This window comes from Planctopirus sp. SH287, from assembly GCF_056500625.1.
Map to the genome: position 1 here is coordinate 4,521,628 of NZ_CM151403.1, position 15,233 is coordinate 4,536,860.

Sequence of the window (15,233 nt, forward strand, 5' to 3'; positions counted from 1 at the left end):
CCCAAGACTGGCCATCAACCAGTCACCCGGGAACCAGCAAATTACAGGCAACCAGCGACAGACGGACAATTGACGATCACGAGATGATGACAGAACTCGGGTCGACGTATTGGAGCAAGGCAGAATGTCAGTTTCGACTCTCGCGATGAATTATCTTCTTGCCCAGGCGGCGAGCGGTGGCTTCTGGATGCCTTCGCCTCACTCGACGTTTGCCCCGGAAGTCGATGCCCTTTTCACTTTCATCTTCTGGCTCAGCACGTTCTTTTTCGTGCTGATCGTGGCTGTTGGTGTTTATCTGGCTGCCAAATATCGACGAGTGGGAAAAACGGAGGTGCTGGCTCCTTCACCTTCTCATAATACGGTTCTCGAAGTCACCTGGTCGGTGCTTCCAACACTCCTGCTGTTTGTGATCTTCGGCTGGGGCTTTGCCGGCTATGTCGATATGCGGACTCCGCCAGAAAACGCTTATCAAGTTCAAGTCGATGCCAAGAAATGGGCCTGGAACTTCACCTATCCCGGCGGGATGCAGGACACCGATCTCCACCTCCCGGTCGATCAGGATGTCGTGCTGACCATGACCTCGGAAGATGTCATCCATGCGCTGTTCATCCCGGCTTTCCGGGCCAAGATGGACGTCGTTCCCGGACGTTACAACAAGCTCTGGTTTCATCCCACAGTGGTTGGCGAAAACCATCTGTTCTGCGCCGAGTATTGCGGTCGTGAACATTCCGGCATGAACCGAAAAGCCATCGTTTATGAGGCCGGTGGTGTGGAACGGAAACTGGAAGAATTGCTGGCTCAAATCGAAAACATGGATCCCGTAGAACTGGGTAAACTGCAATTCGTCAAATCCGGTTGTGTTCAGTGTCACTCCATCGATGGAAGCAAGAAGGTTGGCCCGTCTTTCAAGGGGTCATTTGGCACAACTCGCGACCTGGCCAATGGCGAGAAATGTCTGGTCGACGAAAACTATCTGCGTGAATCGATTCTTGAGCCAATGGCCAAGGTGGCAGCCGGTTACAATCCCCAGATGCCTTCGTTCAAAGGTCAGCTTCGAGAGAAGCAACTTCAAGGTCTGATTGCCTACATTAAGTCGTTGAAAAACTAAAGACACATTCTCACCCGCTGAAAATGAGTCTGGACTCATCACCTACTCATCAAGTTATCAATAAAATTGATCCTTAAGATTAACAGTCATATTGCAGTTGCCAGTCGCTGTTAATCATTAGCAAGACACCGGAAATTTTCGCGAATAGCAAGATTCGCATCGAGGAGGCAGTTGTGGCCACCATTGTTGAAACCCCGACCCATGCTGGCGGAAGCGCTCATCCCGAGCCTTACGTCGATAACTATTTAACGTTTACTCGTGGTTGGAAAAGCTGGGCATTTACCCTTGATCATAAACGGATCGGGGTGATGTACCTGTTCGGGACGCTGGGAGCGTTTTTTATCGGCGGGATCATGGCCTTGATCCTCCGTTCGGAACTCTTCTTCCCCGGACGGCAGTTCCTCAGCCCTGATATGTACAACCAGATGTTCACGCTCCACGGAGCCGTGATGACCTTTCTGTTTATCATCCCGGGCATTCCAGGGGCACTCGGCAACTTTGTGCTGCCTATCATGCTGGGGGCGAAAGATGTCGCCTTCCCGCGAATGAATCTGGGGAGTTGGTATCTCTGGATCTTCGGGGCCGTCTTTATGGTGGCCGCCATCATTTTCGGCGGACTGGATACCGGCTGGACGTTCTATACACCCTATAGCACCACCACCGACACCAGCGTGATTCTTGCCACCACCGGGGTCTTCATCCTCGGTTTCAGCTCGATCTTTACCGGGCTGAACTTCATTGTCACCATCCACACCATGCGTCCCCCCGGCATGACCTGGTTCCGCATGCCTCTGTTTCTCTGGGCCACTTATGCCACAGCCATTATTCAAGTGCTAGCCACACCAGTTCTTGGGATCACGCTGCTGCTGCTGATTGCCGAACGGGCTTTAGGGATTGGTATTTTTGATCCTGCTCAAGGAGGTGATCCCGTTCTCTTTCAGCACTTCTTCTGGTTCTACTCGCACCCTGCTGTTTACATCATGATCCTTCCCGCGATGGGGATTGTCAGCGAATTGATGTCGACCTTTAGCCGTAAGCATATCTTCGGCTACCGCTTTATCGCTTACAGTTCGATTGCGATTGCTTTGCTGGGCTTCCTCGTGTGGGGTCACCACATGTTTACCAGCGGCCAGTCCGCCGCTTCCGCCACCATGTTCAGTTTCCTGACCTTCAGTGTCTCGATTCCTTCGGCGATCAAGGTCTTTAACTGGCTCTCGACGATGTACAAAGGGTCGGTCAGCTTTGCGACACCGATGGTCTATGCTCTCTCGTTCATCTTCCTCTTCAGTATTGGTGGCCTGACCGGTTTGTTCCTCGGGGCCTTGTCGGTAGACGTTCACCTGCACGATACCTACTTCATTGTGGCTCACTTCCACTATGTGATGATGGGCGGGACGCTGATCGCGTTCCTGGGCGGATTGACTTACTGGTGGCCGAAAATCACAGGCCGCATGTATCATGAGTTCAGCAGCCAGATCTCGGCGATTGGTGTCTTTATCGGATTCAACCTCACGTTCTTTCCCCAGTTCGTCATGGGTGCTCGTGGGATGCCTCGCCGGTACTTTGATTACTTGCCCGAGTTCCAGTTCTACCATCAGTTGTCAACAATTGGCGCGTTCGTTCTCGGGATCTCGCTCGTGGCGGCTGTGGCAATTCTGGTTCGCTCTCTCTGGACAGGCCCCAAGGCACCAAGAAACCCCTGGGGTGCAGCTACGCTGGAATGGCAATGTACGTCACCACCTCCTCACGACAATTTCGCAACGACACCAGAAGTGGGTGACCCTTACGCCATCGAATCCGTGAAGTGGAGTGATGCCGAGCAGGGATATATTAAGAACCCGAACTACGTCCCTGAGAGTCATCATTAACGTCAGTCACTCTTGATGATGTGCTGTCACGAATGAATTCGCGGCAGCGACGCTGGTTGCGATTAACTGAAGTCTGTTTGTCTCTGCTGTTTCGTGCACGTTGGAGCGTCCTACATATGTCCGCCGCCGATCTCGTTCCCACCGTCGCCTCTCCATCGGCGGCCGGCCACGCCGGTCACGGTCACGATAGCCATGGCCACGCAGACCACGGTCACGACGACCACGGCCATGGTCATTTGCCTCATCTGGCTCACCACTTTGAGTCTTATGAGCAGCAGTTTGACGCCGGTAAAATGGGGATCTGGCTGTTTCTGGTGACAGAAATCCTGTTCTTCAGCGGGCTGTTTTGTGCCTATATCGTTTACCGGGTCCTTTACCCGGAAATTTTTGCCTTTGGGCATCTGTTCCTGAACAAGGAACTCGGCGCCATCAACACCGTCGTGCTGCTGGTCAGCAGTCTGACGATGGCCCTGGGTGTCCGTGCCGCCCAATTGGGGCAGAAGAAACTGCTGGTGGGAATGCTGGTGGCCACGATCGCCTGTGCGGTGGTGTTTATGGGAATCAAGTACGTCGAGTACACCTCAAAGTTCCGCGAAGGACTCTTTCCTGCCCGGTATTTTGCTCCCACGAACGAAGCTTTGCTTCATGCGGCACATGCTCTCCATGCCGCTCATGGTGCTGAAGGCCATGCCACGGTACACGCAGCGGAATCTCACGGGGAAGATTCTCACGGGGAAAATGCTCACAGCGAAAAAGCTCATGGCGATGAAGCAGGCCATGGTCGTTCCCATGCAGACGACGTCAAGGATGAACATGGTTTAACTGCTGCCGACCGGGAACTGATTGCTTCGGTCAAGGTGCCCTCTAACGCCGGCTTGTTCTTCAGTATCTACTTCTGCCTGACAGGTCTGCACGGGATTCACATTATCGCAGGGATTGCCGCCATCAGCTGGGTGCTGGTTCGCGCGATTAAAGGACACTTCACACCGCTCTACTTCGGCCCGGTCGAGTATGTCGGATTGTACTGGCACCTTGTCGACCTGATCTGGATCTACCTGTTCCCGCTGCTTTATCTGATTCATTAACCTGATCGGACAAGCGAAGATTTTCCCGCAGGCTGATCGCGATTTTCTGAATTATCAATATCAATTACAGGCGTCAGACGGTCAGACTTTCCGTTACAAACGCTGAGACATAAGAGGGTGGCTCATGACCTCCGCAGTTATCGGACACGCAGACCAGGCCGCTGCTCATCACGGCCATAGCGATCACGCCGCCCACGATCATCATGGTCATGGCCACTATCCGGGCGTGCCATCCTATTCACATGTGATGCCATTGTGGATTCTGTTTGCTGTTTTCGCGTCGCTGATCGCTTTGACGGTGCTGACCGTCGCCCTCTCGACTGTCGCGCTGGGTTCGGCAGAAATCTTCATCTCGATGGGGATCGCCACAATCAAGGCATTAATGGTCGCGATTTACTTCATGCACATGCGACACGATAAGCCACTGAACGTGCTGATCTGCACGTTCTCACTCGTGTTTGTTGTTCTCTTTATTGGTGCACTGCTCTTTGATGCCTGTGAGTATCATCCGGCTGTCGCAGCACGTCAGTATGTGCTGGAGCATCCGAACTGAAGCAACTTCTTCTTGAGATGATGGAGAAGTTGATCGAGGGATGTCATCACGGGTGACGGGTCACGGCTTTGTCTTGGGGATGATGTCGCCGCAACGTCCTCCGATGGTCGGACTTGATGACCTGTTCAACCCTGCTTTTAAGCATTTAACAATGCACCGTCTCAAAAGGCGAGGTTTCTGATCTTACTTCTTAGCGGAGAGACTTCGTGCCTGCCAGACGCGTTATCGTGCAGGTCGAAATTGGCGTCTACCTGCTGATTGCTTCGCTTGCCATCTTTTTTGTGGGAGCGATTGCCGCCTATCTGATTGTCCGAAACCAAACCCAAAATCTGGTGGGCAATCAAGGTGGCCTTCCCGTGGGTCTATGGGTCTCCACGGTGATTCTGCTGGCGGGAAGTGTTTCCATTCAGATGGCCTTGTCAGCCGTCAAACGCGAACGACAGCAAGCCTTTCGACGGTGGCTGGTTATCGCTGGCCTCATGGGAACGCTGTTTTTAATTTCTCAGACTTACAGCCTCACACAACTGCTGGAAGTCCACTGGAAGGTGCTGGGGCAGACCAGAATCTGGGGTTTCCTGTTCCTTCTGATCCTGCTGCACGCCATTCACTTCCTGTTTGGGCTGGGTGCCCTGCTGGTCGTGATTTCACAGGGGCTTCGTGGACGGTTTGACCATGAGTATTACAGCAGTGTGAAGCTGGTCGCGGTCTACTGGCATTTCCTGGACGCGGTCTGGTTAATGATGCTGGTGGCTTTTCTGTTCACCACGTGAGGTGTCTGGTCTCAGACCATGAGCACCGGGCCTGTGGAAGCGAGCAGCAGATCGACGGCGCGGTGGAACGCCTGGGAGGAGTGGTCTCGCGTCATGCCCCAGATCAGCAGATGAGGCCGCCCATGAAGCTCAGCCAGCGTGAGCGGAACAAACTGCCCCACTCGTGTTTCCACATGCACGCTCCGGCTTTCTGCCTGACCCCGTTTTTGTGCCGCTGCCACCAATCCGCCAATATCCCGCAGCATGGCTCGTGTCAGTTGGTCAGCATTCAGCATCGAAGGATCGGCTCCTTCAGAAATCAGACGACTGGCCCCTGCCAGCACATCCCGGTCAGCGATTGCGACCAGATCAACGCGTCCTCCTGAGGGGGTGACAAGAAATCCCCACCCCAAGGCTCGGGGCACCAGTTCGTTGGCAATGGCAATCGGAACAATCACGCTATGAATCGCGGCACGAATCGCCGCCCGATCCTGAACCTCGCGAACGCAAAGAATCGGGCAGGGAGACTTCAGCAGCAGCTGATCCACAATCGAGCCGAGACTATCGTTTCCGAGATCGTGATAGTTCTGACCAAAAGGGACTGGTAGAATTAACAGGTCGGGTTGATGTGCGGTCAATTGCGCCAGAATCTCGGCAGCACTTCTTAAACCGGAAACCGCTTCAATGCGTGCGTCAGTCCGAGGGGCCAATTCTTCCGCGAAGCCCTGGAGTGTTTCGTCTCGTGAAGACCCATCTAATGCAACCAAAATGGTCTTTAATGGGGGTGGTGTCAGATGAATGAGAGGGCAATGCGTTGCCGCCTCGAACATGCCGACATCTTCATTGAAGTTGGCAGCACTCTCGAACGGTTCCATGGTGTTCATTGGCATCGATGAGATCCTCCGTGCGTTCAGGCGGGACGAGACGGAAAGAGATTGAAGTATTGGAACACGATCAGATAGGCAAAAACGGCAATTGTCTGAAACAACAGAATCGTACCGCCGACTTTGAAGAACTCGCCCCAACCCACTTTAACCTGCCGCTCTTTCTCGAGCGCATTGAGTCCGATCACCGAACTGACACTGCCAATGGGTGTGGAATTGCCGCCCAGGTTGCACGCCAGCACCAATGCCCACCAGAGCGGTTCACCAGGGATGCCTTGATCTTCCATGGAACGCACCACCGGGATCAATGTTGCCGCCACGGGAATGTTGTCCACAACGCCAGACATGATCATGGCAAATACCGTCAGCAGCAACAACACCGCCATCGGGCTGCCACCCGCCATTGAAATCATCTGATTCGCCTGCCAGACCAGAAGGCCCGATTCCTGAACTGACCCGATGATGACAAACAGGCCAACAAAGAACAGGATCATTGACCAGTTGACCTTCTTGATCGCCTCATCCGGATAAATCCCCGATAGCAGCAGCGCGGCTGTCCCACCGGCAAAGGCTATGAAGTCCAGGCCCACCCCCAGACGCTGAGCCGAAGCAAAGCCCAGAATCGTGGCCCCCAGCAACAAAGCGCAGCGGTAAAACATCCTGCGATCTTTCACCAGCGCCCACTCATCAAACGCGGCTACCTTGCTCAGGCGTTCCTCACGACTGAGTGTCGAAATGAGTTCCGATTTGTAGTACCGGCGGATCACTTCATAGGCAATCCAGCCGGAAATCAGCGCCATCGGAGTCGAAACAACAAAGAAGTGCAGATAAGGCAAACGTCCCGCCGTCCCGAGCATCAGCGTGCAGATCCCCGAAGCAAACGTCATCAAGGCACCAGAGTTGGCAACAATAGCCACCGCGATAATGTAAGGCTTTGCAGGGAGATTCAGCTCTTTCGTCACCACCAGCGTCAGCGACACCATGATCAGCGTGCCGGGGGCGATGGTCAGAAAAGTGACAAAAACCATGGTGGCCAGCATGAGCAGAAACAGCAGCCGTCCCGGATCACCCTGCGTTTGTTTGACGATCTTGACCGCCAGAAAGTGAAACAGCCCCGATCGCCCCACAATCTCCACCAGCACTGACGTCCCGACAATCACGCCGATCACGCCCAGGTCATGACCAATAATGTCATGCACCGCTTTATCGTAAGCCGAGTGACCCGCTTCGTTGCGGAAGACGCCCATCACCATGGCAGCCCCGACGGCAACAATCGCTCCCGTCAAAGCGGCCACGCTCTTATGCACCCAATCAAACGCAATCGCCACGAACGTGATCGTCATGATCGTTCCCAGAACGACCATCGGAAGGAACGGCTTCACAACATCCGTAGAAACAGCCTCAGCAGCGGCCAGAAAATAGAGATCTGCCATTCGCGCGACATCCCTTCGATGAATGGAAAATGATCAGGGAAGCGGAAGATTGAATGGCCGATCCTAACAGTTGAGTTTTCAGGGAACCACCCTCGTCTTGTCATCAAAAGAGTCAAATACAGAAAGCTGAAAGTAATAAGCCCCTGTCAATCTCGACGGCAAAGAGGCTGACTTTCCGTTATTCTCTGTTTCAAATTTAGGCTACATTCCCCCCGCCATCCCCGGGCATGTTACAACTGTCGCCATGCGTGATGCCTCCCTCCGTTCGTGCTCTCAGAGTTCATGACCAACCATGTTTGTCACCAACCCGACACTCAGACAATTGGCCCGACAGTCCCAGATCGAAGCCCTCCTCAGTGACCTTCGTCACTGGTCAAAAAACCCGGCAACATCACGCCCTGTCCGTGAGCAACAGCAGCTGGTCACCAGCATCCTCGAAGCGGCTCCAGAACTCATCAACCGCATTCAGTCTCCTCTGGTGATCGCCACCTTTGGCGGAACCGGTGTCGGCAAAAGCACGCTGGTCAATGCGCTGGTCGGCGCAGAAGTCACCCGTGCAGGAGTGACCCGCCCCACGACCTGTGTGCCCACGCTGGTGGCTCATCAGGAAACGTCGCTGATCTCGTTAGGCTTTTCGGAATCCAATCTGCCTTCAACGTCAATCACTGGCCTGAATACCGGGCTGAATGTCGAACGCCTGAATCTCCCCATTCTCAAGCAGTTCGTCCTCCTCGATTTCCCCGATGTCGATACCGATCATGAAGTCATTGAAGGGAATAACCTGGCTCGTGTCCGGGCCATGCTCCCGCTCTGCGATGTCTTGCTGGTGGTCAGCACGCAGGAAAAATATCGACAAGCCCGGCTGCGGGCCGAATTGCGGGCCGCCGTTTCCCACGCCCGCGTGATCTTCGTACAAACTTTTGCCGATCGCGACGACGACATCCGTGCCGACTGGCGAGACAAAGAGCTGGCCAGCGATTTTGATGTGGCCGATATTTTCTTCGTCGATTCCCGAAAGGCTCTCGACGAACAACGCCGCGACCTCCGGCCCAGCGGTGACTTTGGCAGACTTCTGGCCATGCTGGAAAATGAGTCCATTGAAGGATCTCGCCCCCTTCTGCGTCATAATAATCTGGTCGATCTCATCCGGTCAGCCACTTCACAAGCGTTGCAGGCCCTGGTCCAGCATCGTCCGCTGATTGAACAGGTCACTACCCGGCTCGATGAACAGGATCGAAAACTGACCAACAACCTGACCACGGAACTGGAGCAAGGTCTCCTGGGTGAGCAGCAACCCTGGGAGGAACGATTAATCGCTACATTAGCCGAAAGCTGGCCGCTCAGTCCGTTGAGCGCATTACTTCGGCTGCGCGCCCGCTGGAGTACGTTCCTGGGTTCTTATGCCTTGCTGCGATCACGAACGGTCGTGCAGGCGACCATTGCCGGAAGTCTGCAAGCCGCCGATTGGTGGCAGCGCCGGCAGCGTGAAGGCCAGGCACAAACAGCTCTCGATGGACTGGGAATCGCCTCTTTATCCGAAGCCGAACTCCGCAATCTCTCCACCGTTTGTCAGGGAGATGCCCGGCGGGCCGGTTTGGATCCCATTAACTGGTCTGTCGAGGAACGAAGGCAGGAAGCCGGACGATTACAACTCGCCATGTGCCTTCAAGCGAAAGAATCTGTTGATCAGGTCATTGACAGGCTTCTCAAATCCAATGCCGGGCCGTTCACACGTGCCTGGTATGAAGTGGCCCTGGTCGCATTCCCTGCTTTTCTGATCCTGAGGATTGGTTATAACTTTTTCTATGAAACATTGATTCTGGGGAAGCCGTTTTTAGAAACCAGCTTCTATATCCCCGCTGCCATTTTCTTTGTGAGTTGGTGCGGGCTGATCCTCTGGATGCTGACACGAAAACTGAAACGCGGCATGCCACAGAAGATCCGTTCTCTCGCTGCCGAACTGGCAAAGCAACAGCTTCCGGGCGGCTTGTTTTCCCAACTGCGCGAACGTGTTGCCGAGTACCACCTGTCTGAAACGGAACTGCATCGGCTCGATGAGCAGGCCGGACAGATCCAAGAAGAACTACGCCGGATTCCCACCCAACTCAGCCAGTCTCGTAGAGATCATTCCTGCTAAGAATATCTTCGCTATTAACTGGTCGCCTTGGCTTGAAGGAGCGAAGTTGCAATGTCCCGTCATTTACTGCTTACAGAGAGAAACTAATGACGCATCTAAAAACATCGAGATACATCAATGTTTAGCGAGCACTAGCTTTCCTCGGGACTTTCTAACCAATGATCTTGATTTGAAATGATCCAATCGGGGTTTTTCGCTTCAGGGTAGCAAACTGGCTGAAGACCCTTTTCGAGCTGACGGTTCGCATAACGCTCGTACTGTGTCACATAGTTCGTAGGGAACTCCTCAGTGTCAAACGCACAGGCCACCGCCCAGATCGTCCGTTTATCTCGAAGCAAAGTCATTAACCAGTCCATGTCATAATCATAAATCGGCTCCTCTGTCATGGGTTCCAGAATAGCAATACAGAGTGCACTTTGGCGGTCGGCATCTGTTAAAATCGCGGCCTCTTTCTCGACCCACCCCAGTATAACCTGCTTCCAAACGATTGATTGTTCCAGAGGGATTGCAAATGAACTGGGTCTGTTTGTATTCGCATGCGCATAGGCATATGCAACCTGAGTATATACAAGGCATTGAAGTGCCCGACTTTCATGCTTCGCGAATTCATGACACATAGCCAGGAAGTGCTCAAGGTGCGCCGTGATATCCTCAGGTGACGTAGATCTCACCGCCTTTGAAACGGCGTCATCTAGCGCGTTTTCTTCTTCACCGCCCCAGGGCCATTCTTCCTGAGAATCCCCCATAATTACTGCTCCGCAAACCAAAGAAATATTTTCTATCTGGCCATTGTCTGATATACCCGAGGCGAGCGGAGTTCTTCTTCATGAAACATCGCCTGAGTCATGAACACATGTGTGTGAACCTTGGTTTGTAGGGTGCATGAAGCGCGATAGCGCAATGCACCAATTCGGCTAATATGAGATTCGTTTGACCGTAACCTGTAAGAGAGCCGACGTCGGTGCATTTAGTCGGACCTTCATGCACCCTACGCGACGGCCCCAAGACCGGAGTCGACGTTTTCATATCAATGTTGCTCAGGCCGGATCAGGACAACTGGTCGAGCTTGCCCGTGCTGTCGCCCAGGCGGTCGGCATTGACGTTCATTCGCTCTAACATCGACAGGAAGAGGTTGTTGAGCGGTGTATCCTTGGGATAAACGATGTGTCGTCCTGTGTTGATCGTCCCGTTTCCCCGGCCGGCAAAGAGGACTGGCAGATCGTTGTGGTTATGACGATCACCATCGCCAATAGCACTACCATAAACAATCATCGAGTGATCCAGCAGTGTCCCGTCACCTTCCTTGATCGAGTCTAGCTTCTCCAGGAAGTAAGCAAACTGCGTGATGAGGTGGCGATCCACCTTGCGGAGTTTTTCGAGATTGTCAGTCTTCTTCTGATGGTGAGAAATCTGATGGTGGCCTTCGTTGACACCCACCACAGAATACGACCGGTTTGACCCTTCATTCGACAGCATGAACGTAGCAATCCGTGTCGTGTCGGTCTGGAAGGCCAGCGCCATCAGGTCGAACATCAGGCGTGTATGGACAATCTGATCCTTGGGAACGCCATCAGGGAGATCCATTTCCGGGATCACGATTTTCGCTGAATCATTTGCGGATCGTTCCAGCCGCTGCTCGATTTCACGAACGCTGGAGAAGTATTCATCCAGTTTGCGACGGTCGGTGCTTCCCAGCTTTTTATTAAGCTGGTCAGCATCAGCCTGAACCATATCAAGAATGCTCTGGCGGTAGTGATCGCGTTTCCGGCGATTCTTGATTTCTTCCGCGCCCCCGCCAAACATGCGTTCAAAGACGAGCTTGGGACGGATTTCTTTCGCCATGGGAGTCGTGGGGGACTTCCACGAAATCGTGTTCGAGTAAGCGCAGCTATAACCCGAATCGCACTGGCCGGCAGAACGACCACCTTCCAACCCCAGTTCCAGCGAAGGGAGCTTGGTGTTCGTGCCGATTTGAGCAGCGGCCAGTTGATCGACCGAAACGCCGGCATGAATGTCCGCACCGGCGGTCTTCCGGGGATGTTCACCCGTCAGGAACGTGGCGGCTGATCGGGCATGATCCCCTGGCCCATCGCCCAACGCGCGGGCGTTGTTCTGAGCCAGTTGCGTCATGACGTTGATCTTGCTCTTCACCTTTGACAACGGTTCCAGCGAGCCGGGAAGATCGAAGTCGGCACCTGTCTTCACAGGCTGCCAGGCATCCATCACCACGCCGTTAGGGACAAAGACGAATCCCATGCGGTTCAACTTGACGGACGACATTGCCGCTTCAGCAGCCCCCACATGGGCAGGCAGCATGGCTTCCAGAATGGGCAGTGACATTGTCACTCCCAATCCCTTGAGCAGAAGTCGACGGTCGATGGCTCCGGTCATGGAGGCGGTTCCGTAGTTTTTCATAGGACTGGCCCTTCACTGCGACGAAGTCGGAACGGTTCGCTTTTGACGATCTCTTTCACCAATACAGAGAAACGGAAATTCTGGGCACTTAGCTCACCAGTAATCCGGTTTACCGAGCAGCGATCGTAATATTCCAGGCCCCGGCCCAGCGCATACGTCAATAGCTTCTCAGATAAACACTCGGTGAAGGCCTTTTGTTTCTTCGTTTTCAGAATATTGACCATTTCCAGCGGGCCATTGAAAGAATCCCCGCTGGGGAGGGTGCCAGATGTATCCAGAGGTTGACCTTCGTCCTGATCCCGGAAACGGCCAATCGCATCGAAATTCTCAAGTCCGAAACCCAGTGTGTCCATCGTCTTATGGCAGGAAGCACACGCCGGATTCGCCCGGTGCATCTCCATTTGCTGACGCAGCGACAGGTTGACGGCCTGTTCCTTACCGGCTTCCAATTCAGGAACATTGGGTGGAGGGGGAGGTGGCGGTGAATCCAGGATCGTTTCCATGATCCACTTGCCGCGCTTCACGGGCGAAGTTCGCGTGGGATTGGAAGTAATGGAAAGCACGCTGGCATGAGTCAAAACTCCCGCCCGCTTGGTGCCTGTCAGGCTCACTTGCCGGAACTCGTTCCCCTTCACATCGTTCAGGCCGTAATGCTTGGCCAGCCGTTCATTGACGAACGTGTAATCGCCAGCCAACAAATCAAGCACACTGCGGTCTTCCTGCACAATCGTGCGGATGAACAGCCGGGTTTCCTGTTTCATGTCGCGACGAAGGTCATCGTTCCAGTTCGGAAACTTTTTGGGATCTGGCGTCAGTTCGTCAAGAATCCGCAAATTGAGCCATTGCTCGGCAAAATTCTCCACCAAAGCCATCGAACGGGGATCCTTCAGCATCCGGCGAACCTGAGCATCCAGAATCAATTCATTATTCAGATCACCCTGCTGGGCATGCGAGAAAAGCTCTTCATCCGGCATCGTACTCCAGAGGAAATAAGATAATCGCGAAGCCAGTTCGTATGTGTTGAGGATATACGCCTTCTGTGGATTGCCGGTATTATCCGACTCGATGCGGAAGAGGAAATGAGGCGAGACCAGGACGCCCTGCAAAGCCACTCTCATTCCGAATTCAAACGACTCGCCCTCAGCCGTCGCTCGTTCGACCAGCCCCACATACTTGGAGACTTCCTCATCGGTCGCAGGACGCCGGAAAGCACGTGTGATGAACGGACGCAAGTTCTCGCGAGCCGCTTCGCTGATCGATTTGGCAGGGGCTGCGTTACCCCCCGCAGCCTCACCTTGGGCACCTGGCGTGAACTTCACCAACTGCTGATGAGAAGCGGGGTAACTGCCGGGAAGCACCTTGTTCGGCCCAATGATTGAGGCGGAAACGACAATCAGATTGCGATCCCGTTTCTTGGGATCTTTGGCTTTTTCATCGTATAAATCGTTGGTAAAACCAATCGAAATTTTCCGCTTCCCCTGAAGCAGCGTCAGCGGTAATGAAACTGTCTGTGGCTTATTACCAGTTGCAGAAACATTGAAAACCTTGAGTTCCTGCCCATCCAGTTTGATCGGCATTTGGGAACGATCGGTGCCGGCGGGGGTCTCTGCCGCCACCACTTTCAGCACATATTCCCCGGAAATGGGCGCATCCATGGTGAAAGACGTTTCACCATTCGAGACCAGAACCACGGCGCCTTCTTCTTCCGGCCCCGAGTCATGCACGACCCGGCTTTTTTCCATCTCCCGGCCACGCCACCGCTTAACGGCCAGATCGTTCGGATCAATCAACACAATCGCCGCTTGAGCCAGCTTGTCAGCCGCATCGAGATACTTCTCCATCAGCAGCGGCGGCAATGACAACACATCGCCAATGTTGTCGAATCCATAACCCACATCATCAGAAGGAAAGTCGTCAGCCGGACGAATATCCACATCCAGCAGATCGCGAACCGTATTGTTGTATTCCGTTCGGTTCAAACGGCGAACCGTCACACGCCCCGGATCAGGATTGGTAGCACAGTCCACATAATAGACCGTGGAATCAAGAAAACTGACCAGCTTGGCTCGCTCCTCAGCGGTTGGCTGGTCGCTATCATCCGGCGGCATAATCTGGCCGTCGATGATCTGCATGATCCGTTCCCACTGCTTACGATCTTTCAGGATCGAAGCTGTGTCGGAGTATTTATCAAAATTGATCCCGGCTTCCGCCTCTTCACCCTGATGGCAGTCGATACAGTATTTTTTAATGAACGGAGCCGCATGCTCTGAATAAGCCGGCAGGCGATGCTCGGCCGCCTGGGCAACTCCGGAGTTCCCACCTGCTAACGTTCCACCCTGAGGCCGTGGCCAGAGAAAAGCCACCGCTCCCAGCAAAACGACAACAGCTGCCACACCCCCAACGGCAATCCCGACCATCGAACCCGATGATCCGCTGGATTTCCCGCGAGCACCACCGGCACTCTTCCGCTTTGAATCCATTCGGGAGGGAGCCGAGCGCGCAGGCGCAGAGCGCGACGAACGAGGAGCAGGACTGCTTCCTTTCGATCCACGTTTTGAAGGAGGAAGCGGCTTGGCTTCTTCATAATCCTCCAGGTCATCGCTCGAAAAACTGAACTCTTCCAGCTCATCCACCGGCGTCTCGGCCTGAGGAATCCGCAGCACCTGCCGGCAATCAGGATTCGGACAATACGCCTTTTTGCCTGCAAAGCGAGCATCCACCTTAAAGGCATGATCGCAAGCAGAACATGTCACACGAATGCGCATGGCAGGCAAGGCTTTCGGGGCAGGAGAAACGGGGCGGGAGCCCAACGGTGATTCCGCAATGCCGGAACGCATCCAAGTTGGCTGTTGTTAAGTATAGCGCGCTGGACTGGCTGACGTCCACCGCAGGTCTTTCACTTTTATTTGTACCCTAAATGTACACCGCAACGATGATTACGACAAAATGGCTTCCAAAGTTGGGGATGATCCCGGGTTTCGCATGAACTCTTCATCGATCC

General features: G+C 53.9%; 11 protein-coding genes. 6 read left to right on the top strand and 5 right to left on the bottom strand.

From position 1 onward, the window contains the following. Nucleotides 1-124: 124 nt before the first annotated feature. The 5 genes from coxB (at nucleotide 125) to SH287x_RS16765 (ending at nucleotide 5,384) form a co-directional block, all read left to right on the top strand. A complete protein-coding gene (gene coxB, locus SH287x_RS16745; RefSeq protein WP_479515530.1) occupies nucleotides 125-1,108 on the top strand; it encodes a cytochrome c oxidase subunit II in 984 nt (327 codons plus the stop codon). Between the two features lie 182 nt (nucleotides 1,109-1,290). After that, nucleotides 1,291-2,976 carry a cytochrome c oxidase subunit I gene (gene ctaD / locus SH287x_RS16750; protein ID WP_479518719.1) on the top strand — a complete coding sequence of 562 codons (1,686 nt, stop codon included), beginning with the start codon at nucleotides 1,291-1,293 and terminating at the stop codon, nucleotides 2,974-2,976. A gap of 116 nt (nucleotides 2,977-3,092) precedes the next feature. Further along, on the top strand, nucleotides 3,093-4,061 hold the full coding sequence (locus SH287x_RS16755; RefSeq protein ID WP_479515531.1) for a cytochrome c oxidase subunit 3: 969 nt from the start codon (nucleotides 3,093-3,095) through the stop codon (nucleotides 4,059-4,061). A 124-nt stretch (nucleotides 4,062-4,185) separates the two neighbouring features. Then, nucleotides 4,186-4,614 carry a cytochrome C oxidase subunit IV family protein gene (locus SH287x_RS16760; protein ID WP_479515532.1) on the top strand — a complete coding sequence of 143 codons (429 nt, stop codon included), beginning with the start codon at nucleotides 4,186-4,188 and terminating at the stop codon, nucleotides 4,612-4,614. 206 nt (nucleotides 4,615-4,820) lie between these two features. Then, a complete protein-coding gene (locus tag SH287x_RS16765; protein ID WP_479515533.1) occupies nucleotides 4,821-5,384 on the top strand; it encodes a cytochrome c oxidase subunit 3 in 564 nt (187 codons plus the stop codon). Between the two features lie 11 nt (nucleotides 5,385-5,395). Here the strand turns inward: SH287x_RS16765 and SH287x_RS16770 are convergent, their stop codons facing one another. Continuing rightward, entirely contained in the window at nucleotides 5,396-6,253 is an 858-nt protein-coding gene (locus SH287x_RS16770; protein ID WP_479515534.1) for a hypothetical protein, read from the bottom strand. Nucleotides 6,254-6,273: 20 nt separating this feature from the next. After that, nucleotides 6,274-7,680, bottom strand: a complete 1,407-nt coding sequence (locus SH287x_RS16775) for an SLC13 family permease (RefSeq protein WP_479515535.1) — start codon at nucleotides 7,678-7,680, stop codon at nucleotides 6,274-6,276. A 292-nt stretch (nucleotides 7,681-7,972) separates the two neighbouring features. On the opposite strand from SH287x_RS16775, the gene SH287x_RS16780 reads away from it, so the two are divergent. After that, nucleotides 7,973-9,817, top strand: coding sequence for a GTPase (locus SH287x_RS16780; protein ID WP_479515536.1), 1,845 nt, complete (start codon nucleotides 7,973-7,975; stop codon nucleotides 9,815-9,817). 131 nt (nucleotides 9,818-9,948) lie between these two features. On the opposite strand, the gene SH287x_RS16785 is transcribed toward SH287x_RS16780, so the two are convergent. The 3 genes from SH287x_RS16785 to SH287x_RS16795 all read right to left on the bottom strand — a co-directional run bounded on the left by SH287x_RS16785 (nucleotide 9,949) and on the right by SH287x_RS16795 (nucleotide 15,042). Beyond that, the gene (locus SH287x_RS16785) at nucleotides 9,949-10,563 is read right to left on the bottom strand and encodes a hypothetical protein (protein WP_479515537.1); all 615 of its coding nucleotides are present in this window, start codon (nucleotides 10,561-10,563) and stop codon (nucleotides 9,949-9,951) included. 301 nt (nucleotides 10,564-10,864) lie between these two features. Then, nucleotides 10,865-12,232 carry a DUF1552 domain-containing protein gene (locus SH287x_RS16790; protein ID WP_479515538.1) on the bottom strand — a complete coding sequence of 456 codons (1,368 nt, stop codon included), beginning with the start codon at nucleotides 12,230-12,232 and terminating at the stop codon, nucleotides 10,865-10,867. After that, a complete protein-coding gene (locus SH287x_RS16795) occupies nucleotides 12,229-15,042 on the bottom strand; it encodes a DUF1592 domain-containing protein (RefSeq protein ID WP_479515539.1) in 2,814 nt (937 codons plus the stop codon). Before SH287x_RS16795 ends, SH287x_RS16790 begins: the two co-directional genes overlap by 4 nt. Nucleotides 15,043-15,233 lie beyond the last annotated feature (191 nt).

Coding starts and splice junctions, on each gene's coding strand:
- SH287x_RS16755 (WP_479515531.1), top strand. CDS start 3,093: ATGTCCGCCGCCGATCTCGTTCCCACCGTCGCCTCTCCATCGGCGGCC.
- SH287x_RS16780 (WP_479515536.1), top strand. CDS start 7,973: ATGTTTGTCACCAACCCGACACTCAGACAATTGGCCCGACAGTCCCAG.
- SH287x_RS16770 (WP_479515534.1), bottom strand. CDS start 6,253: ATGCCAATGAACACCATGGAACCGTTCGAGAGTGCTGCCAACTTCAAT.
- SH287x_RS16790 (WP_479515538.1), bottom strand. CDS start 12,232: ATGAAAAACTACGGAACCGCCTCCATGACCGGAGCCATCGACCGTCGA.
- SH287x_RS16760 (WP_479515532.1), top strand. CDS start 4,186: ATGACCTCCGCAGTTATCGGACACGCAGACCAGGCCGCTGCTCATCAC.
- SH287x_RS16775 (WP_479515535.1), bottom strand. CDS start 7,680: ATGGCAGATCTCTATTTTCTGGCCGCTGCTGAGGCTGTTTCTACGGAT.
- SH287x_RS16785 (WP_479515537.1), bottom strand. CDS start 10,563: ATGGGGGATTCTCAGGAAGAATGGCCCTGGGGCGGTGAAGAAGAAAAC.
- coxB (WP_479515530.1), top strand. CDS start 125: ATGTCAGTTTCGACTCTCGCGATGAATTATCTTCTTGCCCAGGCGGCG.